At 59.0% G+C, this 24,101-nt stretch carries 18 protein-coding genes; 13 read left to right on the top strand and 5 right to left on the bottom strand.

Annotated elements, in window-relative coordinates; genetic code table 11:
• Positions 1–9 precede the first annotated feature (9 nt).
• Both LOC68_RS19515 and LOC68_RS19510 read right to left on the bottom strand, forming a co-directional pair.
• A complete protein-coding gene (locus tag LOC68_RS19515; protein ID WP_230221847.1) occupies positions 10–612 on the bottom strand; it encodes an RNA polymerase sigma factor in 603 nt (200 codons plus the stop codon).
• A gap of 159 nt (positions 613–771) precedes the next feature.
• On the bottom strand, positions 772–1,473 hold the full coding sequence (locus LOC68_RS19510) for an RNA polymerase sigma factor (protein WP_230221845.1): 702 nt from the start codon (positions 1,471–1,473) through the stop codon (positions 772–774).
• A 226-nt stretch (positions 1,474–1,699) separates the two neighbouring features.
• On the opposite strand from LOC68_RS19510, the gene LOC68_RS19505 reads away from it, so the two are divergent.
• The 7 genes from LOC68_RS19505 to LOC68_RS19470 all read left to right on the top strand — a co-directional run bounded on the left by LOC68_RS19505 (position 1,700) and on the right by LOC68_RS19470 (position 10,215).
• The gene (locus tag LOC68_RS19505; RefSeq protein WP_230221843.1) at positions 1,700–3,433 is read left to right on the top strand and encodes an FHA domain-containing serine/threonine-protein kinase; all 1,734 of its coding nucleotides are present in this window, start codon (positions 1,700–1,702) and stop codon (positions 3,431–3,433) included.
• Positions 3,430–5,115, top strand: a complete 1,686-nt coding sequence (locus LOC68_RS19500; protein WP_230221841.1) for an FHA domain-containing protein — start codon at positions 3,430–3,432, stop codon at positions 5,113–5,115. Before LOC68_RS19505 ends, LOC68_RS19500 begins: the two co-directional genes overlap by 4 nt.
• A complete protein-coding gene (locus LOC68_RS19495; protein WP_230221839.1) occupies positions 5,112–6,212 on the top strand; it encodes a hypothetical protein in 1,101 nt (366 codons plus the stop codon). Before LOC68_RS19500 ends, LOC68_RS19495 begins: the two co-directional genes overlap by 4 nt.
• 324 nt (positions 6,213–6,536) lie before the next feature.
• Positions 6,537–7,580 (top strand): DUF1559 domain-containing protein, encoded by a 1,044-nt coding sequence (locus LOC68_RS19485; RefSeq protein WP_255670799.1) that lies wholly within the window; start codon positions 6,537–6,539, stop codon positions 7,578–7,580.
• A gap of 107 nt (positions 7,581–7,687) precedes the next feature.
• A complete protein-coding gene (locus LOC68_RS19480) occupies positions 7,688–7,996 on the top strand; it encodes a hypothetical protein (protein ID WP_230221838.1) in 309 nt (102 codons plus the stop codon).
• A 54-nt stretch (positions 7,997–8,050) separates the two neighbouring features.
• A complete protein-coding gene (locus LOC68_RS19475; protein WP_230221836.1) occupies positions 8,051–8,569 on the top strand; it encodes a sigma-70 family RNA polymerase sigma factor in 519 nt (172 codons plus the stop codon).
• On the top strand, positions 8,566–10,215 hold the full coding sequence (locus LOC68_RS19470; RefSeq protein ID WP_230221834.1) for a LamG-like jellyroll fold domain-containing protein: 1,650 nt from the start codon (positions 8,566–8,568) through the stop codon (positions 10,213–10,215). Before LOC68_RS19475 ends, LOC68_RS19470 begins: the two co-directional genes overlap by 4 nt.
• A gap of 862 nt (positions 10,216–11,077) precedes the next feature.
• Here the strand turns inward: LOC68_RS19470 and LOC68_RS19465 are convergent.
• Together LOC68_RS19465 and LOC68_RS19460 are read right to left on the bottom strand one after the other, a co-directional pair.
• Positions 11,078–11,467 (bottom strand): hypothetical protein, encoded by a 390-nt coding sequence (locus LOC68_RS19465; protein ID WP_230221832.1) that lies wholly within the window; start codon positions 11,465–11,467, stop codon positions 11,078–11,080.
• 130 nt (positions 11,468–11,597) lie between these two features.
• Positions 11,598–12,560 (bottom strand): DUF1559 domain-containing protein, encoded by a 963-nt coding sequence (locus tag LOC68_RS19460; RefSeq protein ID WP_230221830.1) that lies wholly within the window; start codon positions 12,558–12,560, stop codon positions 11,598–11,600.
• 355 nt (positions 12,561–12,915) lie between these two features.
• Between LOC68_RS19460 and LOC68_RS19455 the strand changes: the two genes are divergently transcribed.
• Complete coding sequence (locus tag LOC68_RS19455; RefSeq protein WP_230221828.1) at positions 12,916–13,854, top strand: AraC family transcriptional regulator; 939 nt, start codon at positions 12,916–12,918, stop codon at positions 13,852–13,854.
• A gap of 15 nt (positions 13,855–13,869) precedes the next feature.
• Here the strand turns inward: LOC68_RS19455 and LOC68_RS19450 are convergent, their stop codons facing one another.
• Entirely contained in the window at positions 13,870–15,477 is a 1,608-nt protein-coding gene (locus LOC68_RS19450) for a sigma-54-dependent Fis family transcriptional regulator (protein ID WP_230221826.1), read from the bottom strand.
• 221 nt (positions 15,478–15,698) lie between these two features.
• On the opposite strand from LOC68_RS19450, the gene LOC68_RS19445 reads away from it, so the two are divergent.
• The 5 genes from LOC68_RS19445 (at position 15,699) to LOC68_RS28795 (ending at position 24,096) form a co-directional block, all read left to right on the top strand.
• On the top strand, positions 15,699–16,244 hold the full coding sequence (locus LOC68_RS19445; protein ID WP_230221824.1) for a carboxymuconolactone decarboxylase family protein: 546 nt from the start codon (positions 15,699–15,701) through the stop codon (positions 16,242–16,244).
• A gap of 81 nt (positions 16,245–16,325) precedes the next feature.
• Entirely contained in the window at positions 16,326–16,814 is a 489-nt protein-coding gene (locus tag LOC68_RS19440; RefSeq protein ID WP_230221822.1) for a nuclear transport factor 2 family protein, read from the top strand.
• Between the two features lie 176 nt (positions 16,815–16,990).
• The gene (locus LOC68_RS19435) at positions 16,991–18,433 is read left to right on the top strand and encodes an outer membrane protein assembly factor BamB family protein (RefSeq protein WP_230221821.1); all 1,443 of its coding nucleotides are present in this window, start codon (positions 16,991–16,993) and stop codon (positions 18,431–18,433) included.
• A 185-nt stretch (positions 18,434–18,618) separates the two neighbouring features.
• Positions 18,619–19,173: an RNA polymerase sigma factor gene (locus tag LOC68_RS19430; protein WP_230221819.1), complete on the top strand. Its 555-nt coding sequence runs from the start codon at positions 18,619–18,621 to the stop codon at positions 19,171–19,173.
• Between the two features lie 72 nt (positions 19,174–19,245).
• On the top strand, positions 19,246–24,096 hold the full coding sequence (locus tag LOC68_RS28795) for an alpha-2-macroglobulin family protein (RefSeq protein ID WP_390623385.1): 4,851 nt from the start codon (positions 19,246–19,248) through the stop codon (positions 24,094–24,096).
• Positions 24,097–24,101: the final 5 nt, after the last annotated feature.

Genomic DNA, 24,101 nt, shown 5'->3' with positions numbered 1-24,101 from the left:
TCTCAAGTCCTACGTCGGCGGCGCGATATCCGGCATCATTTCCGCCAAGAGCAATCGCGCGTGCAAAAATCGGCGCTGAATCGTCTTTGTCGATACGCCCAGCAGTTGTGCGGCGTCGGCATGCGTCATACCGCCGTACCAAACCAGCGAAAACGTTTCCCGCGGCTCTTCCGGCAATTTGTCGATCGCTTCGTGAAACTCAGCCCATTGCGCCAGCGACAGCGGGCCCTCATCCGCATCCTGTCGCGGAAGTTCGGCGAGCGCGAAATGAGATTCGTGATTCGCAGCTTCCGCCATCGGCCCCAGATGATGACGCGCCAAGTCGATCAGCGTCCGGCGAATCTGCATCGTCGCCAGATTAAAAAAGTGCCGCGCGGACTCGGGCTTCACCTTCTTCAAACTCTTGTAAAGACGAATGACCGCTTCCTGGAAAACGTCGTCGGTCTGCTCCCACCGAGCCAAGCGCGGATAGGAACGCATCATCGCCTTGGTTTGCCGCTGAAGCCGCTCCAACGCACTCTCGATGATCAAATCGTACGCCGCCGCAGGACGTTGCCGTTCGGCGGCCAGAATCACGTCAATTTGCTGGGTGGTGCCGGAATTCGAATCCAAAACCTCATTCCTTGTCGCTGGACGGCGTGATGTCGCATTTAGGCGATTTTATACTGCCTATGCGGGGTAGTCACTCGTCCGCAACAAAGAATGCGTATTCCAACCAGCGAACCGGACAAGCGTTTATGAAAATTACGCAAATTCGCCCCGCAACAGCGGTTACAGCAGTCTACGGAGCGCCCTAATCTCGTCGTCGACTTCTTTTTCGCTTTCCACTTGCTCAAGGACGACCAGACGCAAAAGCTCGATGAATTTCTGCTCCGACTTGGACTGGGCATAGCGAACCTGGTCGATCGTCAGCCGCAGCGACTGGGCCACTTTTTCCTTGCTGGCGGCCGGAGAGAAATCGGCTGGGTTGAGCGCATTGAAAACCAAATACCAGTCGGGACGACCTTGGCTCTGGCACCAGAGCCGCAGTTCGTTGCGGGTCGCCTGAATGACCGAGCGGGCCCATTGCCGCATGAATTCGTCCTCTGGAGACGAATCGCCACCGAGCAACTGGACGTCGTGCGTCGCCGCCAGGCAACTGATCGGGACCAGATCGTTTTCAAATTGGCGCTGCCGGGGAGCGCGCGAGGTGGTCTGGTCTGAAACGAACCGGGAAAGGATCGTCAGGATGTAGGTCCGAAATCGCCCCCGATCGGACTGGTAGCTGCCGACTAGCTCTTTCTCGAACAAATGACAAAAGAAGTCCTGAGTCAGGTCTTCGGCGGTCGACTCCTGAAAGCCCCGTCGCCGCAGATAGCCGAAAACGGCGGGCCAATACGACTGAACGAAGCAATTTCGGGAGTCGAGACTCGCGCGTTGGCCCCCCTTTAAGGAATCGATTATATTCCAAGCAGTGGTGGGAAAATGGGCCATTATCAACTCCGAGGGCGCCGGTAACGGTTCGTCGCCCTGCCGAGCGCCGAGGTCGACGACAAAAATCTTCTCAAAAAAGTCCGCCAGGCGCCCCGGTTTCCCAGCAAACGCCCGTAGATAGGTATGGCGACGTTTCGCACGATGCACGTCCGCCCCACGGCCGCACCAGGTTCTGCAAATCAAAATAATGAAGCCGATCGTTCACATTAAGGTTACTCGAGGCCCCATGAAGGGGCGAACCTACACGTTTGACGGCCACGATATCTTCCTCTTTGGCAGAAACCCGAACAACTGTCACGCGTTTATCGAAGACGATCCGTACATCTCACGTCACCATTTTATTCTGGAAATCAACCCGCCGTTTTCCCGCTTGCAAGATTTAGGCAGCCGCAACGGCACGTTCGTCAACGAAACGAAGTACGGGGGACGCAAGGATGTCCTCGATACCAGCGAACTGGGAAAAGCGACCGGTCCCAGTGTCGACCTCTCGAGCGGCGATACGATCAAAGCCGGTAAGACGACGTTTTTGTTGACCGTCGAACACGAAGAACTCGGCTCGACCAAGTTATTCGATTCGACGCCGCTCGACAAAGTAGAGATCGCCCCCTTGCCCGAACCGCCGCGGCCATCTGCTCCGGCGCCGCGTCAGACGATGGAAGAAATGGCCTCTCCCTTCTCTGCCGAAGATCAAGCGCCGCCGGCCAGCGCTGCTGCCGAACCGGTCTCGCGGCAAACGATCGAGGAAATGGCCTCTCCTTTCGCGGAACAGGCGCCGCCGGCGAATAGCATCGACAGTCCGCCGGCCGCTCCGTCCGATCGACGACAAACGATGGCCGAAGCCCCCTCTCCCTTCTTTGAACAAGCGCTTCAGGCGAATGACATTGCCGGCCAGAATGGCGCTCAGGTTGATCGACGCCAAACAATGCCCGAGATGGCCTCTCCCTTCGCGGATGATCTTCCGCCGGAAGGGGGCGACTATCTGTTCGACCTCCCGGAACTTCCCGAAGAGGCTTACGCTGAGGGAGAAAAGCGGAGAACGGCGCACGAGAGCGACGTCGCCACCAATCCGGTCCGGGGCCTCTTGGATCGAGCGGTGCAAAACGAGTCGCATGATTTTCCGGTGATCAACGGCTATCAGTTGCTGCGCGTCTTAGGTTCAGGCGGAATGGGAACGGTTTATCTCGCCAAACCGTCCGACCAGGAAGTTCCGGTCGCGATCAAACTACTAAAGTCGCAGATGAAGGTGTCGGTGCAAGCGCGTACCGCCTTCCTGCGTGAAGTCGCCGTCACTAGCCGAGTCAAACACGCCAACATCATCCGCTGCATCGACGCCGGCTGCATCAACAACGACTTCTACTTCGTGATGGAATATTGCTCCGGCGGCCCGATCAGCCAGGTCTTTCGCGAACGGAAAGAGTTGCCGAAGCCGAAGTACATCGCTCGCCTCCTTTACCAACTGCTCGAAGGATTGGCGTTCGCCCACGAAAAGGGGCTCGTTCACCGCGACCTGAAGCCGGCCAACATTCTGATGTCGAAGAAGGGAACCAAATGGTGGCCGAAGCTGGCCGACTTCGGCTTGGCGAAGAACTTCGAGCGAGCCGGCTTCTCCGGGATGACCGCGACCGGCGTCTACGGCGGCAGCTTCCCCTTCATGCCGCGTGAGCAATTGACCAACTACAAATACGTGAATCCGTCCAGCGACGTCTTTAGCCTGGCCGCGAGCTTTTATCGACTGATTACGAACGAATACCCCCGCGACGCCAAGAACGGTCTCGATCCGCTTAGCACTATCCTGAACGGCAAGGTCATTCCTTTGCGAAAACGAATTCCCGACTATCATGCGGGACTAGCGAGTTTCCTTGACCACTCGTTGGCGGACGACTGTAATGAACGCTATGCGAACGGCCGCGAGATGCAGGCCGCCCTCAAGACGCTGATGGTGAAAGAAGGCTGGGCATGAGCGATCACGATCGCAAGTGGATCATTGGAGCAAGTTCGGACTGCGATCTTGTCGTCGACCAACAAACGGTCTCCGGTCGGCATTGCGCACTAGAGCGAGTCGGCGGCCAATGGTTCGTGGAAGATCTCAGCTCGACGAACGGCGTCTACGTCAACGGCGAAAGAATCTCCGAGCGACGACCGATCACGCGAAACGATCTTGTCACGCTGGGGAAGAACGTGACGCTTCCCTGGCCCGAGGTCGGCGATGAACCGGCTGCGCCCCCCGTCGCTCCTCCGGCGGCGCAGGCGAGCGAACAACCGGCTCCGGCGACTCCGCCCCGTCCCTATGGAACCAAGATTACGATCGGCCGTACCCCTGGCAACGACGTCGTCATCAATCATCCAAGCGTCTCGTCGAAGCACGCGATCCTCTACATCGAAGATGGAACGATCACCCTTCAGGACCTGCATTCGAGCAACGGCACGTATCTTGGCGCCGATTGCGAGCGAGTCCATGAAGCGGTCGTGCAGCCGAGCGATATCGTCTACTTCGGCGAGCACCAGACGACGATCACCGACTTGCTCCTTTCGTCGGACAAAACGATCGCTGGGGTCTCGCTCAATTTGCCGCCGCTGGAAGGATCCCCTTCGGAGTCGGCGGATTCGCAGCGTAAGAACGTAATCCTTATTCTGTCCGCCGGCGGACTTGTCGTCTTGCTTGGTCTGATCCTCATCCTGTTCTGGAACGGACCTGCGAAGGACAAGGACGTCGCCGACAACGGCGACAACGCCAACGCGACCGCGAATCCCGTTGAGACGACAACGACCGACGAGAACGCGACGCCGGTTTCGGTTCCGCCCAAGAAGGTCGAGCCAACCGAAGCGGCGTATCAACTGATGATCGCCGATCCGGAGGGCAAAGAGCATTATCGCATCGGCACGGCGGTCGCCGTTGGTCCGCGACAGCTCGTCACTTCGGCGACCTGCAAAGCGATCGCGAATCTCGCTCATCAGCGTTTTCCGAATGTCGTTCTGCAGGGACCGACGCAGCCCCGGATCATCAAGTTCGTCGCTCATCCAACCTACTTGCAGAAGTTCAGCGAAGGAGACGACGCAGAGCGCAAATTCAAAGAGCTGATTGCGAAAGTCGAAAAGCTTTCGCCCGAACAGGACATGCAGTCTCAGCTCCGCGAAGCGTACCATCATTACATGACCATCGCCGATCAGCCGCATCATTTTGACGTGGCGGTAATCGAAGTCGATTCCGACTTGCCGACTTGGCTGCCGGTCGCTCCGGCGACGATCTTGGCGCCGCAGACGGGACTCTCGATTCTGAGCTTCGCCTTTGATCGCGTGGCGCCGTTCACCGAAATTCAATCGACTCCGCAGCCGCGAACCGACAAAGGACGCGTTCGCCAGACGATTGGTGCGGCGGGAGATCCGAGCAACCCGCGGCTACTGGTCGGCCAGCTTCCTCAGGTCGATCCGGCCGATCATCTTGGACTCAACTTTACCGGCGCCGCGATTCTCGATTCCGAGAAGCGTCTGGTCGCCCTATACTCTCGAATTACGCCCGCGCGCGAGCTCAACTCGCCGACGACCGGCGAACAGTTCGACGCGACCGTCCTCTCCGACGTCAGCGATTTCTTGCAACCTTACTTACCAACCACGACCGAAACGAAACCTGGGAGCGCCCCATGATTGGAATGCCTTCAAATCAACCGCTACGGTGGATCGCTCTCGCAATCACGTTCGCTGGCGCCATGCCGGTTCTGGCCTGGGCCCAGAACGCCCCGATGTACAACTTCTATGAACGCTCGCCGTACGAATCGGTCGGACTGATCGAAGCCCAGGCCCAGATGATTCGGGCTCAAGCCGCGGCGGCGGTCGACTATCAAATCGCTCGTGAAATCGCCGCAGACGCGTACGACAAGGAACTTGACAACGCGTTGAAGACGGTCGAGATCTACTTCAAGCGTCGCGCCGAGCGAGACGCCCATGTCCTGAAAAACCACCTCGACGAAGCCGACAAGCGCCGCGACAAGGCGCTGCGGCGGATCGAGAATAATCCCGAACTGACCGGCGAAGGAATGTCGAACGGCCGGGCCTTGAACACGCTGAAGGAAGCCCTCCGCGAGTCAGTCCTCTCCTTCCAATACCTCGAAGGAGACGATCCGGAAGTGGAACGGTTGATCGCCCAGTTCGACCTATCGCTCGACATCAAGTCGAAGATTCGTCTGCGGCTCACCAACGTACGGGGCGAAACCCCGATCTTCTCCGCCGACTCGGGACGTGCGAACACGTTCGATTGGTGGCCCTTCATTCTGCGTGACGAAAAATTTCAACCAGCTCGCGAAGAGATCCAACGCCAGCTTTCCGAAGTCCAGCGAGCCTCCCAACTGCGGACCGAAATTGACAACAAAACAATCGAGGAATTGGAAAACGCCTGCCTGAATCTGGCCAACCAGTTTCTCGAAACCTACAACCGCACCGACATGGCGAAAGAGGGAATCGATAAATTTCGTATGTATCGCGCCGCGGAAACCCACCTGCAAAGCATGATGCTGGCGGTTCAGCGTTTGAAGAACGTCGGCCAGGCGGACGGCGCACTCAACATCGGCGCCTACGATCCCAATGTCGACGGCAAGAACCTCGCTTCGCTACTCGCCTACATGACCCGGAACGGCGTCGAATTCGCCCCGCCGAAACCGGGCGACGAAGCCGCCTACCACAAACTGTTTGAGATGGCGAAAAGCTTGTATGTGGTCTCCAGCCGCGACGACGAAGATACGCTTTAAGCCGTAATCTCTTCGGGGCGAGCCCCCTTGATCTCGATTTGCCGAACCGTCCGCAAACCAGCGGACGGTTCGCGTTTTCCCGGATAGCTCTATCTTTTCGGGTCGATAGCGGGCCCCATTATTCGCTCCAATCAAGCGATTAAGGCCCGCATCGGGGACGTTCAATTCCGTAAAGCCGATCTCAGCCGGCATCTCTTTTTATTTTCTGCATTTTCCGGTCGACCCCGTAACCGGGAAAGTAAGCCGGCTATATGCACGTACCTCATTCTCGTTATCGATGCGGATTAGGCCGCTTCATCCTCTCACTTTTCGAAAGCCCCGGTTATGCAACTGACTAGTCGCAACTCACGATCGATTCGCTCCCGCACCGGTTTTACGCTGGTCGAATTGCTGGTCGTGATCGCGATCATCGGCGTTTTGATCGCGCTGCTTCTCCCTGCCGTTCAACAGGCTCGTGAAGCGGCTCGCCGCATGAGCTGCACCAACAACATGAAGCAGCTCGGCCTGGCCTTCCACAACTACCACGACACCTACAAAAAGTTCCCCGCTTACAGCTATCCCTGCGGCAGCGATCCGACCTCTCCTTACCGCAGCTATAGCGCGTTCGTGCAAATCTTGTCGTTCGTCGAGCAGTCGACGCTGTTCGACCTGGTCGCAACCCAGTCAGGCAACTTCAACGCCGCCGCCTACGGCGTCACCGCCGGCAAGACGAAAGTATCAGCTTTCAAATGTCCCTCCGACTCCGAATTCCCCGGCAACTACGCCGGCATGAACTACGCCGTCAGCCTTGGGTCGACGACGCGCTACTCGAACCTCAGCCAGCAGAACGGCATGTTCCGCGGCGAAGGGGGAAAGTCGGATGACGAACTCGGCATGAAGGACGTCACCGACGGGCTCAGTAACACACTGTTGGTTTCGGAACAACTGGTCGGCGACGACAACGACAACGCCATCATTACCGGCGACACGTCGGAGCTGCTCTTCGCAACATCGGCAGTCTCCTGGTCGACGTTCCCCACGCAGGCCGATATCGACGCCGTCGGCGCGTCGCTTCCAACCGGCGCCGCTCGTCTTGGCGACAGCTACCAGAACAGCAGCAACGGACGCGAGTGGATGTGCGGTCTGCCGGCGCAAACCGCGATCAACACGCTCGCCCCACCGAACTGGAAGTACAACAACTGCCAGTTCAGCGGCAGCGGCTTCGCGGCCGATCGCGACGGCATTTACACTCCCCGCAGTCGCCACCCTGGCGGCGTTTTGGTCGCGGCCGGCGACGGTTCGTCCCGATTCATTTCCGAAACGATCGATCTGACGACCTGGCAAAACTTCGGCGCTCGCAATGACGGCAACGTCGTCCAGCTGCAGTAACGCGACGACAGCCTTCCCTCAGCAGCAGGAACACGGGGGCCGAGCGATTTCGGCCGGCCCCCTTTTTCATTCAACGTCCCTCCCAACCAGACCCTACGGACGCCCCCATGCATTACTTGGCCCGTGTTACCTTACTGATTGCGATGACGCTCCTCATGAGCGGCTGCGGCGAACATGACGAATCGGTGCAACAGCCTCCGGTTCCTCCGACCGAGGCGCTCCGTCGCGACCTGCAGTACATCGTCGAGCACAAGACGGTCGGCAGCGAAATCATGACGATCCAGTCGAGCATCGAGAAACTAAAAGAGACCGACCCGGCCAAGGCGGAAAAGCTACTGGCCGAGTATGAGAAACTCGATAAATCGACCGGCGGTCAGGCCGCCGTCCAAGCCAAGAAGATGCTCGAAATGCTATAGTGCGGAACGACGCCCACCGCTTAGTTCAACGAGATTTCGCCGCAGGAATTCGTCATGAATGACTCCGGGGACTTCATTCAACTTCTGACGTCCCATCAAAGTCGCTTGTACGCCTACATCCTCTCCCTCGTGTTCGATCGCAACGAGGCGGATGACGTATTGCAGCAGACCAACGTCATTCTGTGGCGGAGCGCCGACGACTTTCAGCTCGGCACCAATTTCGTCGCCTGGTCCTTTCGGATCGCCTACTACCAGGTGCTCGCGCATCGCAAGCAAAAGCATCGCGAAAAGCTGATCTTCGACGACGAGATGCTCAGCGATCTGGCCGAAGCGGCGGCCGACAGCGACCAGACCTTTGTGGCCCGTCAGCAGCTCGTTCGCCACTGCATCGAAAAGCTGAACGAGCGGCAACGGACCGCCGTCGAACGTCGCTATCGCCGCGGGGCGACGCTCGAAGCGATCGCCCAGGAGACGGCCCGCACGGTCAACGCCGTGAAACAAACCTTGTTCCGTGCCCGTGAAAATCTAATTCGCTGCGTCCACAAAGGCTTATCGGAGAACGCGCAGTCATGACGCCGCAAGAGCAACAAGAGCTGGGAGAACTTATCAACGCGCTGCTCGACGAAGGCCTGTCGGACGAAGGCCGGCTTCGCCTCGAACAACTGCTGCGCGACGATCGCGAAGCGCAGCAGTACTACATCGAGCAATGCCAGCTCCATTCGATCCTCGCCTGGGAGCATGGGGTTCTTTCGGCGACGTTGTTCGACTCGCAAGCGACGCCCCCTCCCAAGCAAGAGGCGACTAGCGGCAAGTCGCTCTATCTCTGGAAACTCTGCGCTTTGGCCGCAACAATCCTGTTCCTCGCCACCTTCGCGTGGAACATTTACCTGGCGACGACTCCCAAGACGCCTGCCGAGCCGCCGCAAATAGCGACCAGCCAACCGATGGCGCCCAGCATTCCCTGGACCGAGCGGAAAACGTTCGGCGCGTTTTCCAAAAGCCGCGGCGCCCAACTCTCGGTGCCGGAACTGCTGCTGGAACTCCGCCAAGGGGACTTGCTCCGCAGCGGCCGCTACCAGTTGTCGGAAGGCTTCGCCGAGATTGTCTTTAACAACAACGTCGAAGTCCTGGTCGAGTCCCCCGCCGAGTTCGACATCGTCAGCGACATGAAGCTCGTCATGCATCGGGGACGGATCTCGACGATCGTCTCGCCGGAAGGAGAAGGCTTCAAGGTCGAAACGCCGTCGATCGAATTGACCGACTTTGGTACCGAGTTCGCCGTCGAAGTTTCTCCCGATCGAACCAGCGAAGTCCACGTCTTTAGCGGCGAAGTGAAAGTGACGCCGAAGCTCGCGTACGAAGGGATGGAGCGTCTGCAACTGGTCACCAATCAGGCGACCCGCGTCCGGCAGATGAGCGGGATCCCCGAAGGAATCGACATCGATCGCGATCGCTTCCTGCGGCGACTCAACGAAACGACGCAGCAGGACATTGGCTATGAACAGAGGATGCTCGCTCTGAAGCCGGCGCAGTTCTTTCAGATGGCGCCCACAGCCGACGGCGTCACGCTCGCCGATCACGGCAGCCGCAAGTCGGACGGAATCTTGCTGAAGGAAGGGATGGATCAGCCTCCCTTCAAACCTGGCCGCGTCGGCAGTTCGCTCTATCTGGGCGGCCCTGGAACGCTGGCCTACGCCAAGGTTCCTCACTACCAGCCAAGCGAGACCGGCACGATCTCGGTTTGCGCCTGGGTGAAAGCGGAGAGCCGTCCTCACTGGGCGGCGATCGCCAAACATTGGGCGATCGAATTCGACGAGCAGGACCAGCCATCCGGTCTTGGCGGGCAGTTCCACTTTGGCCTGCATGAATATGGCGGCGGTCTCGAAGTGCAAGTTCGCGATCAGAACAAGAACGTCGTAAAGCTGCGAGAAGCGGAACCGTTGCCGCTCGGCCAGTGGCAACACGTGGCGTTCGTCGTCGACGGCCAACAAGTGCGGCTTTACCGCAACGGCGCCGAGGTGGCGTCCGCCAAATGCGACGGTCTGGCGACCGACGGTCCCGAAGCGATGGGAATTGGCGCGAAGCTCTCGCCCGACTGTACGCAGCCCGATCTACGCAACCCCGGCTACTGGCACGGCCGCATCGACGAGCTGGCGATCTTTGATCGAGCGCTGACGCCAGCGGAACTGACGGAACTTAGCGAAATGGCGCCTCGGTAACGCATCAAAACCCAATTATCAAAGAACAATCGCATTCGGCGGACTCGACTGCTAAAAGCAAATAACGAATGTCGAAGCTCGAATGACGAAACCTCAGGCCCAAAAATAGGACCGGACCGACACCCGTTTTTTCTTGCTGCGGAGTGGACTGGACCGCTCCGTTTTTTTCTGGCGATACGCGACGCCATCGGATCAGCCAATGCTGATATCATGGACCGCACCCCACATTTTTTTGCGCCCGCAGTGGACTGGACTGCAGCGCATTTTTTTCCGGCGCGGCTCGAGACGCCGAAATGGTGTTTTGGGGCATCGAATTACGACGCATCTTTCCCAGTCCATGCATCATGTGGACCGGAACACGTTTTTTTTTCTTCAGTAGGGTGCGCCTGGACGCACCGGGAACCTGCTTGAGCATGCCGGATTTACTTGGCGTGGAAACGCAACGGCGCCAACTTTTGCGTTACCACGCGAGTCGCCATTCACCATGTTGACAGGTTCATGGTGCGTCCAGACGCACCCTACCCAGAGTGGACTGGACTGCGGTCCTATTTTTTTCTTCTGACCGACACGTTCCCAAAGATCTTCCGTGCGACCTGCGCGCCGAACGCAACTCGACCACGAATGCGTGCGCTTTGTCAAGCGACAAAGATAGACCCCGACGCTCCCAGCCTGAGAAGAACATTACGGAGCGGCCGATCGACGTAGTCCACGAAAAAAGCGGCGGTAAGCATCTTACCGCCGCTTCTTCATTGAAATCGTCGCCTGAACCGCAAGCCTGGACTGTGCGTCTGGCCATTTCCTACCCTACGCGAAGTAACCGCGCACTACTCCTTCGCATGCGGTCCAGACGACGAAAAAACGTTTAGCGTTTTTCGAGCTCGACCGGGATCGAGTTTTCATACGAATCGACGCTCACTGTCTCTGTCGGCCCCTGATACGTGCGCCATTTCGACGGCTTCCCGAGCGGACGACCGTTCTCGTCTTCTCGCTGATCCGGCGGCATGTAGAGCACGCGATATTCGCCTGGGGTCAGACCTTCGTCGCCGGCGGTGCGCATGTCATACGCTCCGTCGCTGCCGATTCGGCCCAGCGCCGGCTTCACGCCGGTTCCGACCGGTTGAAACACGAGACTACCGCCGTCGACCGGTTCGCCGTTGGCCGTAACCATGCCGGTGACGGTTCCATTCGCTCCGCACCCAACAAACGCGACCAGAACCGCAGTCCCCAGCAATCCAGCACTTAAAACTCTCATGGCAATTCATCTACGTTAAGTTGATTTCAGTTTTCGTCCTGCGGCGCTCGCCACAGGGACTCCTCCGAAAACGGACCGCAGGGAAACATCAACTTGAATTCCCCGCGATCACCCGTTGATCCAGTAGCGACTAGAAGTCGCCGATAACGTTGCCGTCGTTCCGCTGACCCAGGTTGTCGTAGGTCGACAGAGCGATCGTTTCCGCCAGGAAGTGAACCGAACCGTCGGCGAACAGGAACTGGGCGCCCCCCGGATGCAAGCTGCCGAAACCCTTGTCCCACGCGTTGGGATCCTGGGTCGGACCGCCGCCGTTGTACAAGTTGATCGGCGTGCCGTGCCAGGCTTCACGCAGCGGCCCCCAGTGAGTCAGCGAAGTACCGGAACCGCCTTTCGGGCTGCCGGCCCAACCGGGATAGGTCGGGTTTTCCGGCGAAGGAGCGGAACCGCCCGGCCCGGCGCCAACTTCGCCGATCGCGATCGTGTTCGAGAGACCGTCGGTCACGTCGGCAAAACGGGTGATCGACGAGATAAAGCGATTGAAGAAACCATTGCCATAGCTGTGACCCCAGCCCATGCTGCCGGCGTAGTTCGACTTGCCGCAGCGGAAACCCTGGTCGGTCGAGTCGCGCAGATTCGCGAGCGTGTCGGTCGGGCAGATGTACATTTCCAGCACAGTCGCTTCCGGACCGGGCGTCGTCCAAACGCCGTACTCATGGCAACCGCAGTAGATCGAGCCCTTCTTGCCGGTCGGATCCGGCGGATAGTTGCCCGATTCATCCAAGATGGCGTCCCAGACGTTCGACTGTTCAACGAACGGCAGGATGAACGCGCCCCAAGTGTATCCACCATGCGCCGAGCGGCTGCCGCCCGGAGGCATGTGATTGTAAGTGTCGTGGAAGTTGTGCAGACCAAGACCGATCTGCTTCAGGTTGTTCGCGCATTGCATGCGACGAGCCGCTTCACGAGCTTGCTGAACTGCCGGCAAGAGCAGTGCGATCAAAACGCCGATAATGGCGATCACCACCAAGAGTTCGACCAAGGTAAAACCATGCCGCTCTGCGGACGATCGTCGTCGAGAGAAGACGCCGTACATAATGAGATAACTCCAAATAGATCCGAACGGATCGAGAAAAGAAGAAGGACGCTACAACTCATTTGTTGCGAGTTTTATTCTACCATTCTTCAAAAAAATCCAATGGCGTTTCGCACCTCAGTTTGCGACAATTTGTAATGGCGGCGAGATTCGAGCAGATGGTCGCCTATAGCTATCATGCCTGCTCAAATGGGGTTCTTTTGGCAAAATTCCGCCATGAACCTGGTGCGAAGGCAGCCAACGGGAATTGCAATTAATTCGCATATTTGCCTTTCAATCCTCATTTTGCGACATCGGGTATCCGCAGTTTGCCCTTGAAAATCGCGTTAACCCAACTCCCGGAAACACCTTTGCCATGAGTCTTACGGAGAGCTTTTTTCACTACCTTCCGATCACTGATAGCGACATGCGCCTTGGTTTTTACGTCACCGGAGGCGGATGGGGCGTCGTTGCGCCAGGTTCCGAATATCCCCCGCAGCAACACCCCGGCGTCTATCAATTTTCGTGGGGGGCAGGTCGCGAACTTCCCGAGTTTCAGATTCAGTTCATCGCCGAAGGACGTGGCGAATTTGAGTCGACGCCAACCGGTCGCGTCAGCATCGAACCGAATACGCTCTTCTTACTCTTCCCCGGCGTCTGGCATCGCTACCGTCCCGTCCGCAACGTCGGCTGGACCGAGCGTTGGATCTCGATCCACGGCGAGTTCATGCATCGCCTGGTCGAAAGCGGATCGATCTCCCCCTCCAACGCACTGATCCAATTGAAGAGCGATCAGCGCGAGGCGCTGCTGCAGACGTTTGATCGGTTACTCGGCCGAATCCACCAAGACCCGACGCGTCATACGTCGGCCGTCTGCGCGAACTCGTTGGAACTGCTGTCGGTCGCGCTGGAGATGTTGCCGAAGAAAGGTGAGAAGATCAACGATGCCCGCAGCGGCAGAGCGGCTGCGGTCACCGACCCGATCGTGAACCGGGCGCTCGACATCATCTGGACGCGCAGCGATCGCCCCCTTTCAGTCAATCAATTGGTCGCGTCACTCCCCACGACGCGGCGAACCATCGAACGGAAGTTCATGTCGACGCTGGGGCATACCGTGCTCGACGAAATCAACCAATGCCGCTTGCTCCGTGCGAAGCGGATGCTGACCGAGACCAACCTCTCGATCAAATCGGTCGCCTACTTAGCTGGCTTCGGCGGACAGGAACGCTTTCGCCGACTGATGATTGCGGAAGAAGGTTGCCCGCCGGGAGAATATCGCGATCGCTATCGTGCCGGGACGACGGGAAAAAGCTAATCGTTTCGGTTGATGCTATTTGATCAAGGATGCGTCGATTTCCAGCTTTTTGATTCTCGACGTCAGCGTCGTTGGCTTCAAACCCAACAATTCGGCGGCGCCGCCAGTTCCAGAAACCTTCCCGCCGGCAGCTCGCAGCGCCGCCGTGATGTTGTCCTTCTCGAGTTGGCGAATCTGGGCGTCAGTTCGCACGAACCCGTCCTCGGTTGTCGCTACAGCCCGCACAGTTCGCAGCTTGTCAGGCAGTTCGATATTCAGCCGAGACCCGGTCGACGTGATCACAGCACGCTCCATCACATGCTGAAGCTCACGCACATTGCCGGGCCAATCATACTGCTGCAAACGCTGCACCGCCGCCAAAGTTAGCGCTGACTTCGGCCTGCCGATTCGCCGCGCCGAGATCTCTAAGAAGTGATCAGCCAACAGCGGAATATCCTCTTTCCGCCGCCGCAGCGCCGGAACTTCGACCGGAAAGACGCTTAAGCGATAGTAAAGATCCTGCCGAAAGCGGGCCGCTTCCGATTCGGCCCGCAAGTCGCGGTTCGTCGCGGCGATGATCCGGACGTTCACATGTCGGGTTCGCTCTTCGCCAACGCGCTCGAGCTCTCCTTCCTGCAACACACGGAGGAGCTTCGCTTGCAGTTCCAGCGGAATCTCTCCCACTTCATCCAGAAACAGCGTTCCTCCTTCCGCCAATTCAAATCGCCCCACGCGGTCGCGCAGTGCGCCGGTAAACGATCCTTTGGCGTGACCGAAGAACTCGCTCTCGTACAACTCGCGCGGGATCGCAGCGCAGTTGACCTTGATCAAGGGACGATCGGCTCGCTGACTTCGCCGATGAATCTCTCGCGCGACCAATTCTTTGCCGGTTCCGCTTTCGCCCAAGATCAAGACCGCCGCGTCGGTCGGCGCCACAAGGTCAATCTGCCGCGAGACCGCTTCTAGCGCTGGACTCTGCCCGATCATTTCCCCAAACGCGCCGGCGCCCTTCAACTCTTCACGCAGGTATTCGTTTTCCTGCTCCAGTTGCTCGCGCAACGATCCGATCTCGGCGAACGCACGCGCGGTCGCGATCGCGGCGGCGGCATGATCAGCGATCATGCGCAGCCACCCCATGCACTCGGTGGCGATCGGTTGGCGCACGAAAACGGCGAGCACGCCGAGGACCTTACCGCGATGAATCAGCGGCTGACCAGCGAACCCCTGAATCCCTTCAGACTGGACCCAATCGGGCCGCGCGATCCAATCGGGAAGCGGAACGGAAAACTCCGGTTCTTCGATCGCGATGCCGGTCGCCGCGATCGTACCAACCTTGCGCAGACCGACCGGCATGCGACGAAAGTCGCCATCAATCTTTGTCCAATCCGCTTCCGGCGAAACAATCGACCGACCGCCGCTGGCGACCAAATGGAGACACTCGGTCTGCGACTGACAATGTTCCAGCGCTGGACAATCCGAGCAGTCCGTCGTCGGTTCGGCCAGCCAGATCCGCGCCAGCGCGACCGGCTCAGCGCCGCTTAGTCGCTCCACAATCAACCGCAGGACCTCTTCGACCGAATGCTGCAGCGCCAGATCGAGCAGCAGTCGCTTCGGGTCATCCAGCATTGGGAAAAACGAGTCCATACGTCGACAGCCTTACGATTTTTCGTGATTCGATTACGAGACTTCGTGAATTTACGATATCTCGCAACATAGCTCGAGACAAACCAATCTCTGCAAACCATTTCAGGAAAACAACTTAGAAAAGTTTATCGGCAATGGCACGAGAAGTGAATTACGACTCCTTCGATGTCGCAAACGTGCGACGCGAAACGTCAAACACGAAGAATGAGAGGAGAAACGTTATGTCTCGCTTGCAAACAATCGCCCCGGAATCGGTCGAAGGTAAGACGAAGGAAATGTTGGACGCCGTCGAAAAGAAGCTGGGGATGACTCCCAACTTGATGCGGACGATGGCCAACTCGCCGGCCGTGCTGGAAGGTTACCTGGCGCTGAGCGGCGCTCTGGGGCACGGCAAGTTGCCGGCCAAGATTCGCGAGCGGATTTCGCTGTTCGTCGCAGAATCGAACGGTTGCGACTATTGCCTGGCGGCCCATTCGGCGCTCGGCAAGATGTCGGGTCTGACCGGCGATCAGATCGCCGACAGCCGTCGCGGCGAATCGGACGACGCGAAGACGGGGAGCCTGCTCCGGTTCGCTCGCCGCATCATGGAGACCCGCGGCAAGGTGAGCGACGCCGAAGTGAAGGCGATTCGGGACGCCGGTTACGACGACGGCGCCATCGCCGAGATCGTCGCCGGTGTCGCGCTGAACATCTTCACCAACTATTTCAACAACGTCGCGGAAACCGAGGTCGACTTCCCCGCCGCCGCGGCACTGCAAGTCGCCTGATTCGTGATACGGGAGCCGACGCGCAAACCCGCGCCGGCTCCCCTCTTTTTCTTCCGTGACCAACTACCCAGGAGCATCAAAATGACCGTCAGCGCCGTAACCCAAGGTCCCGCCGTAATCGCCCCGCCGTTCACGCTAGAGACGGCGACGAAAAAGGTTCGTCTGGCCGAGGATGCGTGGAACTCCCGTGATCCGCACCGAGTCTCGCTCGCCTATTCCGTCGACTCGGCCTGGCGAAATCGAAGCGAGTTCGTCACCGGCCGCGAAGAGATCGTCCGCTTCCTTGCCGGCAAGTGGAACAAAGAGCTCGACTATCGTTTGACGAAGTCGCTCTGGGCCTTTGACGACAATCGCATCGCCGTCCGTTTCCAATACGAATGGCGCGACGCCGACGACAATTGGTTTCGCAGCTATGGCAACGAACTGTGGGAATTCGATCATGCAGGCCTGATGCGACGCCGCGAGGCCAGCATCAATGACGTTCCGATCGACCCGGCTGACCGCAAGTTCCACTGGCCAGCCCCGGGACCACGTCCCGCGGATCATCCCGGCATTCCCGCTGTCGAGTAAAGCGCGATCCGCTAGAGAATTAGGCAAGCATCGTCCAGAAACGGCTAATTCCGTATTTCCGTCGCGACCTTAAAATCCCAGTAACTTTGTGCGTTACGCGGGGTTAGTTCTAGGTTAACTGCCCCGTAACCGGCGGGGCGTTTCCTAGATTACACACTGCGACGGGGAATTTTTCGATGAGATTATTCGCTCTTCTGCTTGCGCTGGCGCTGCCCGGCGTCCAGCTCTTCGCCGAATCGGCCAAGCCGTTTGACTGGCCGCAGTGGCAAGGTCCCAATCGGGACGCGATCTCTCAGGAAAGCGGACTGCTACAGGAATGGCCGAAAGATGGACCGGCCCTGGCCTGGAAAGCGAGTGGACTCGGTGGAGGCGACAGCACGCCTTCAATCGCCGCCGGTCGCATCTTCGCCATGAGCAATCGCGGCAAAGATGAAGTCGTCTGGGCGTTGTCGGAAGAGGATGGCAAAGAGTTGTGGGTCACGAAACTGGGCCCTGCTTACGAACAACGGATGTCGCAGTCGAACGAAGGTCCCGGCTGCACGCCGACCGTTGACGGCGATCTGCTGTACGTGATGGGAATGAAAGGGAACGTAGCCTGCTTGAAGGTCGAAGATGGTTCGATCGTCTGGCAACGCGATCTGCAGGCTGACTACAAGGGAGCGATTCCGACCTGGAGCTTTCGCGAGTCGCCGCTGATCGACGGCGAGAAGGTGATCTTCACCCCCGGCGGCGACGAAGCGATGATCGTCGCGCTGAACAAGAAGTCCGGCGAAACAATCTGGGAAAGCAAGCTGCCGGCGTCGACCGAAGCGCCGGCACAACCGCCGGCCGAAGGAGCGCCGCGACCGGAACGCCCGCGTGGGGAAGAAGGCCGCCCCGGCGGACCGGGCGGATTCGGTGGCCCCGGAGGACCTGGCGGTCCAGGTCGCGGCGGCCGTGGCGGACGAGGTGGATTTGGCGGCTTTGGCCGCGGGCCGGGCGCCGGCGCCGCTTACGCTTCGGCGATTGCGATCGATGTGGATGGAGAGCGCCAATATGTACAGTTCGCCGCCAAGACGCTATTCGCCGTTTCGAGCGACGGCAAGCCGCTGTGGCGCTATGATCACCCGGCCAACGGGATGGGGATCAACTGCTCGACGCCGATCTACAAAGATGGACTCGTCTTTGCAGCCTCCGCTTACGGCACCGGCGGCGGCGCGGTGAAGCTGGAAAAGAAGGAAGACGGCACGTACGAACCGGAAGAAGTTTACTTCACCAGCAGCATGCAAAACCATCATGGCGGCATGATTGTGCATGATGGAGCGCTGTACGGCGGCAACGGCGGTAACGGCGGCGGCTTCCTCGCGTGCTTGGACTTCCAGACCGGCGACGTCTTGTGGCGCGAACGTGACGCTCAAAAAGGCTCGCTCACCATGGCCGGCGATCGGCTCTATCTACGGACCGAAGACGGCGACGTCATCCTGATCGAACCGAACAAGGAAAAGTACATCGAACATGGCCGCTTCCACCAACCCGACCGAACGGATAAGCCGGCCTGGGCGCATCCGGTGGTGGCGAACGGGAAGCTCTACATTCGCGATCATGACACGATGTATGTGTATGACGTGAAGGCGAAGTAGCGAGCTGCAATATCGCGGACTGATCTAAAATCCCCTTAAATGGCCGCTCTGGAACTTTTTGATGGTTCCAGAGCGGCTTTTTTTATTTATCTACGTCTAAATTCTCCCTAAATTCTTCGATTTCTGATTCCACGAAATGCTGCTGGCGCGCAAATAGATGGGTAAGACGCCCCTGGAGCCTCCACATGAAACATCCCTACGAGTCGGATGAGCGGTTGATGCAGGAAGCGGCCCGTGGAGTCCACGACGCCTTTTCGCTGCTGATGCGCCGCTATGCCAACCCGATTCTGACGTTTCTTCGTCGCATGACGCAGGATCACCATCGCGCGGAAGAGCTGTTTCAGGAGGTCTTTCTGGCGATCTGGACCAGTCGCACGAAATACATTTACCCGCGAACCGTCCGGCCGTGGGTCTTTGGGATCGCGATGAACAAATGTCGCCAGGAGTTTCGCAAGCGCGGGGATCCGCTGGTCGTCGCAGATTCCTATCACGCCGATGGCGCCCTGGAAACCGGGCCGCCCCCGGACGAAGGCGCCATCGCGACCGAAAACGCGGCGCTGGTCGAAACCGCCCTGCTCCGCTTGCCGCTGCAGCAGCGCATGGTCGTCTCCCTGCGACTGTGGAACAGCCTGTCGTACGCCGAGATCGCGGAGATCATCGGCTGCGGAGAGTCGACCGCCCGCTCGAACATGTATCACGGCTTGAACGCGATGCGCGACTACCTCGAGCCGCGCATGTAACCAGAACGCTCCGCCGCCGGTCGGCCGCGCGTTTCCCCAATCGCTTCGCCTCCCGCTTTCAGGATCTTCACGATGTCAACGCAATCTCCACATGTCCTCGATGACGTCGACGCTTACGTTCACGGCGCATTGTCGCAGACCTTCGCCGATCGCGTTCGCGTCCATTGCGAGAAGTGCTCGATCTGTCAGGCGGCGTTGGAAGAAGCGCGGACGCGAGCCGAACTGTATCAGCAGCTTCCCCCAGCGGAAGCGTCGCAGCGTTTGCTGGAATTGACCGAGGGGAAGATCATCGCCCTGGAAAATCGCACCCATCTGCAATACCTGGCCGACAGGTGGAGCGGGATGTCGCTCAAGAAAAAGTTTTTCTCGGTGGCCGGCACGCTCGCCGCCTGTTTTTTGGCGGTGATCGTCAGTCTGCATGTCTATTACGCGAATCTTGAGCCTTCCCCTTACGACGTGAAAGTGCTGGGGCAATCGGAGCTGCTTTCCGGGACCGAATCGTCGCTGCGGGTCGTCGTCTTCGATACGCGTGACGATTCGACGCCGGAAGATATTCCGATCGATATCGAGATCGCCAAGCCCAACTCCCAGCAATTCGTTCATCTGGCCAGTTTCCGCACCAACGCCCAAGGGAGCGGACGCCCTCGGATTCAACTTCCCGATTGGAACGACGGCGACTACGAACTGCGAATCATCGCTCATCCCCAGGGCGGCGATCAGACGCTGACGCATCCCATTCATCTGCGGCGCAATTGGCAAGTGATGGTGACGACCGACAAACCGGTTTATCAGCCGGGTCAGACGATCCACATGCGGAGCCTTTCGCTGCGGCGTCCCGACTTGAAGCCGACCGCCGGCCAAGCGGTCAATTTCTCGATTACCGATCCCAAAGGAAACGTAATCTACCGCAAGAACGACGTCACCAGCCGCTTTGGGATCGCGTCGCTCGATTGTCCGCTCGCCCAGGAAGTTCTCGAAGGGCAATACCGCATCGAGTGCAAAGTGGGAGAAACCGAAAGTGCGGTCGCCGTGGAGGTGAAGAAATACGTTCTGCCGAAGTTCAAACTCGACGTCGATCTCGACAAGTCGTACTACCAGCCCGGCGACATGATCGAAGGGATCATCCAGGCCAACTACTTCTTTGGCAAGCCGGTCACCGGCGGCGCGGTCACCGTGCGACTGCGAAGCAGCGAAATTGTCCGCGACGCGATCGACACGGTGCATGCCCGTACGAACAAGAGCGGCGCCGCGACGTTCTCGCTCCGTCTCCCCGATCGGCTGGTCGGTCAATCGCTCGACAACGGCGACGCCCGCGTTTGGCTCGAAGTCGAACTGGTCGATACCGCCGGACAGCAGCAGTCGAAAACGCTATCTCGCGCCGTGACGACCAATCCGATTCATGTACAGATCATTCCGGAAGCGGCGAAGCTGGTCGAAATGCTTCCCAATCGGGTCTACGTCCTGGCCACTTACGCCGACGGTCGTCCTGCTCAGGCACGCATCGCGATGAGCGGCGTCGCCGAAGAATTCACCACTTCGCCGCTGGGCGCCGCGGTCTGCGAATTAACGCCGCTGACCAAGGAGATCAATCTGATCGTTCGCGCCACCGACGATGCAGGCCTGACGGGGCGACATGAACTGAAGCTCACCTGCGGCGAAGCTCCCCACGATTTCCTGGTTCGCACCGACAAGTCGGTTTATGACGGCGGCGAAGTGATGCGGCTCTCGGCGCTCGGCGGCGGCACAGAGCCGGTCTTCGTCGACTTCGTGAAAGATGGCCAGACGATCCTGACCGATTCGATTGCGATGGCCAATGGGCATGGAGAGTATCTGCTCGATATTCCGCCGGAGATGTTCGGCACGCTGGAGCTGTGCGCCTATCGCTTCAATGAGAAGGGGCGCCCGGTCCGCAAGCTACGCGTCCTCTACATCCGCCAGGCGAATGAGCTGCAGATCGCGGCGAATCTTGATCGGGACGAATACCGCCCCGGCGAGAAAGCGAAGATTTCGCTGTCGCTTACCGGTCGCGACGGCAAACCGGCGCCTGGCGCCATCAGCCTGGCGGCCGTCGACGAGGCGGTCTATTCCGTACTTGGCTCCGGCGCCAACATGCAGCAAAGCTTCTTCACGGTAGAGCAAAGTCTGCTGCAGCCGATTTACGCGATCTATCCCTGGGATCCGTCCCTCATCGAAGATGGCCGACCGCGGGATCGGCAACTGCTAGAACAAGCGCTGTTCGCCGCGACGGTGCGAGAAGAAGAATCGAAACGGGCCGCGCTGCTGAAACAGCTGCTCCCCTATCTGGGAAACAATACGGAAACGTTTGAAGTTTTCGAGCGTGACGACTGGGAAGAACTGATCCGTGACCCCAGCGCCTTTCCGCCCAACGTGCTCAACATCCTTCGCGATCAAACGAGCTATCACTCGTTGACCGCTTCGAGTCGTCCCGACAACGTCCGGGCTACGGCGGCCCTCCAACAAGACGGCATGAACCTGGTGGGGATGCTGTGGTGCATCTTCGCCACCTTTTTTGGGATTCCTGGCTTCCTTATCTTTCTTTCGTATGTATTCGGCAGTACTCGCGTGGCGGAACTCATCGTAGGCGTCCTCATTCTCGGCGTCCTGGCGGGGTTGTTGCTGCCGGCCGTCCAGCAATCGCGTGAAGCGGCTCGCCGGATGTCGGCGATGAACAATCTCAAGCAGATTGGCCTCGCCGCATACGACATGCTTGACGTGGAAAGGATCGATGAGCTTCGCTTGGATTTCGATCTCGCACCCGAGGGGAAAAAACAAGGTGTCCGCGTTCGCCAATGGTTTCCGGAAACCTTGCTCTGGCGTCCCGAGTTGATCACCGACGACCAGGGACGGGTCACCCTTGACGTTGACCTGGCCGACTCGATCACCACGTGGCGTTTGACCGCCAGCGCCGTTTCGGCCAGCGGACAACTGGGCGCCTCGCAGTCGTCGTTGCGCGTCTTTCAACCCTTCTTCGTCGACTTGAATCTACCGGTTGCGTTGACGCGGGAGGATGAAGTTTCGCTTCCGGTCGTCGTCTACAACTATCTCGACCAGCCGCAGGAGGTCCAGTTGACGCTCGCTCAGGCCGACTGGTTCGAGAGTCTGGACGATGTTGAGCAAAAGATCACGCTTGCTCCTGGCGAAGTTCGCTCGCTCCACTACCGCATTCGAGCCAAACGAGTCGGCGACCACAAACTGATGGTGACCGCCCAGAGCGGCGAGATTGCCGACGCTCTGGAGCGTGAGATCAAAGTCGTCCCCGACGGCCGACCGGTCGAAATGGTCTATAACGGCGTGCTAGACGCATCGACCGAACTGAATCTCTCCGTTCCGAAAGACGCGATCGACGGCAGCGTCAGTACGATCGTGCGACTCTACCCGTCGACCTTCAGCCACGTCGTCGAAGGACTTGATGGGATCTTCCGACGACCCTACGGTTGTTTTGAACAAACGTCGTCGACCACCTACCCGAACGTCTTGGCGCTCCAATACCTCAAGCGAACAGGGACGTCGGTTCCGGCAGTGGAGGCCCAGGCCCGGGAATACATCCACCTTGGCTATCAGCGTCTCCTGACGTTCGAGGTCGCCGGCGGAGGCTTTGATTGGTTTGGAAATCCCCCCGCCAATCGATCGCTGACGGCGTACGGCTTGATGGAGTTCAAAGACATGGCCCGCGTCCACGACATTGATCCGTCGTTGATCCAGCGGACGCGCCGGTGGTTGCTCGCCCAGAGAAAATCGGACGGCTCGTGGGAACCGGAAGGACATCGTTTTCACGGCGATCCCGCCAACGCCGCCTACGACGTGGCGGAGTTGAATACCACCGCCTATGTCGCGTGGAGCGTGTTCGAGGGGGATCCGAACCCGACCGAGGCGCAGCCGACATTGTCTTACCTCGTTTCGCATCGCCCGAACCAGATCGACAATCCGTACACGCTGGCCCTGGTTTGCAACGCCCTGTTGGCGATCGATCCGACCAGCCGAGTGGTGCGACCTTACCTCGACAAGCTCCAGTCGCTGCGCCAGCTCTCAGGCGACGGCAAGCGCTGCTGGTGGAATAGCACCGGCTCGCGGCGCACGATGTTCTATGGAGCAGGTCGGAGCCAAGAGATCGAAACGACCGCCCTGGCGACGCTCGCTCTGATCCGGGGAAGCGGCGAATCGGCGACGATTCGCGGCAGCTTGTCGTGGTTGATCGATCAGAAGGACGGCATCGGAACCTGGCATTCGACGCAGGCGACGGTCTTAGCGCTGAAGGCTTTGATCGCAGGCTCCGGCCGCTCGCTCGCCGACCAGAAAGAACGACGAATTGAACTGCAGCTGGCCGATCAGCCGGCCGAGCGAATCACGATTCCGGTCGATCAGTCGGACGTGATGCGACAAATCAACCTCTCGGACCGAATCACCTCTGGCGATTGGAAGCTGACTCTGAAGGACGTCACCGACGCCGCGACCGGATATCAAATCGTCTTCCGCTACTACACCCCAACGGCGACGGCGCCGGAACAGAACGAACCGCTGACGGTTCAGCTCGACTACGATCGTACCGAGCTGGCCGTCAACGATTCGGTTCGCGCCCGCGCAACAGTGACCAATCGCATGGAGGAAGCGGCGCCGATGGTGATGCTCGACCTGCCGATCCCGGCCGGATTCGCCGTGAACGTCGACGATTTTGACCAGATGAAGCGGCAGAAGCGGATTGAAAAGTATCAAGTCACCAGCCGGAGCGTGATCGTCTACCTGCTTCGCTTGGAACCGGAAGAGCCGCTGACCTTGTCGTACGAACTGACGGCGACGATGCCGGTCGATATCCTCGCGCTACCGGCCGTCGCCTACGAGTACTATGACGAAGACAAACGAGGAACCAGCCAGCCGATTCGGTTGCTGGTACAGGGGACGCCGTAAGTCGT

The organism is Blastopirellula sediminis (assembly GCF_020966755.1).
GTDB lineage: Bacteria > Planctomycetota > Planctomycetia > Pirellulales > Pirellulaceae > Blastopirellula > Blastopirellula sediminis.
The sequence above is the reverse complement of the archived record's forward strand: the minus strand, read 5'-3'. Positions and strand labels throughout refer to the sequence as shown.

Excerpts from the sequence above, each read along its gene's own strand:
- LOC68_RS19480 (WP_230221838.1), top strand. The coding sequence starts at position 7,688 with ATGCATTACTTGGCCCGTGTTACCTTACTGATTGCGATGACGCTCCTC.
- LOC68_RS19460 (WP_230221830.1), bottom strand. The coding sequence starts at position 12,560 with ATGTACGGCGTCTTCTCTCGACGACGATCGTCCGCAGAGCGGCATGGT.
- LOC68_RS19500 (WP_230221841.1), top strand. The coding sequence starts at position 3,430 with ATGAGCGATCACGATCGCAAGTGGATCATTGGAGCAAGTTCGGACTGC.
- LOC68_RS19440 (WP_230221822.1), top strand. The coding sequence starts at position 16,326 with ATGACCGTCAGCGCCGTAACCCAAGGTCCCGCCGTAATCGCCCCGCCG.
- LOC68_RS19435 (WP_230221821.1), top strand. The coding sequence starts at position 16,991 with ATGAGATTATTCGCTCTTCTGCTTGCGCTGGCGCTGCCCGGCGTCCAG.
- LOC68_RS19465 (WP_230221832.1), bottom strand. The coding sequence starts at position 11,467 with ATGAGAGTTTTAAGTGCTGGATTGCTGGGGACTGCGGTTCTGGTCGCG.
- LOC68_RS19430 (WP_230221819.1), top strand. The coding sequence starts at position 18,619 with ATGAAACATCCCTACGAGTCGGATGAGCGGTTGATGCAGGAAGCGGCC.
- LOC68_RS19485 (WP_255670799.1), top strand. The coding sequence starts at position 6,537 with ATGCAACTGACTAGTCGCAACTCACGATCGATTCGCTCCCGCACCGGT.
- LOC68_RS19510 (WP_230221845.1), bottom strand. The coding sequence starts at position 1,473 with ATGGCCCATTTTCCCACCACTGCTTGGAATATAATCGATTCCTTAAAG.
- LOC68_RS19450 (WP_230221826.1), bottom strand. The coding sequence starts at position 15,477 with ATGGACTCGTTTTTCCCAATGCTGGATGACCCGAAGCGACTGCTGCTC.
- LOC68_RS19445 (WP_230221824.1), top strand. The coding sequence starts at position 15,699 with ATGTCTCGCTTGCAAACAATCGCCCCGGAATCGGTCGAAGGTAAGACG.
- LOC68_RS19455 (WP_230221828.1), top strand. The coding sequence starts at position 12,916 with ATGAGTCTTACGGAGAGCTTTTTTCACTACCTTCCGATCACTGATAGC.
- LOC68_RS28795 (WP_390623385.1), top strand. The coding sequence starts at position 19,246 with ATGTCAACGCAATCTCCACATGTCCTCGATGACGTCGACGCTTACGTT.
- LOC68_RS19505 (WP_230221843.1), top strand. The coding sequence starts at position 1,700 with ATGAAGGGGCGAACCTACACGTTTGACGGCCACGATATCTTCCTCTTT.
- LOC68_RS19470 (WP_230221834.1), top strand. The coding sequence starts at position 8,566 with ATGACGCCGCAAGAGCAACAAGAGCTGGGAGAACTTATCAACGCGCTG.
- LOC68_RS19475 (WP_230221836.1), top strand. The coding sequence starts at position 8,051 with ATGAATGACTCCGGGGACTTCATTCAACTTCTGACGTCCCATCAAAGT.
- LOC68_RS19495 (WP_230221839.1), top strand. The coding sequence starts at position 5,112 with ATGATTGGAATGCCTTCAAATCAACCGCTACGGTGGATCGCTCTCGCA.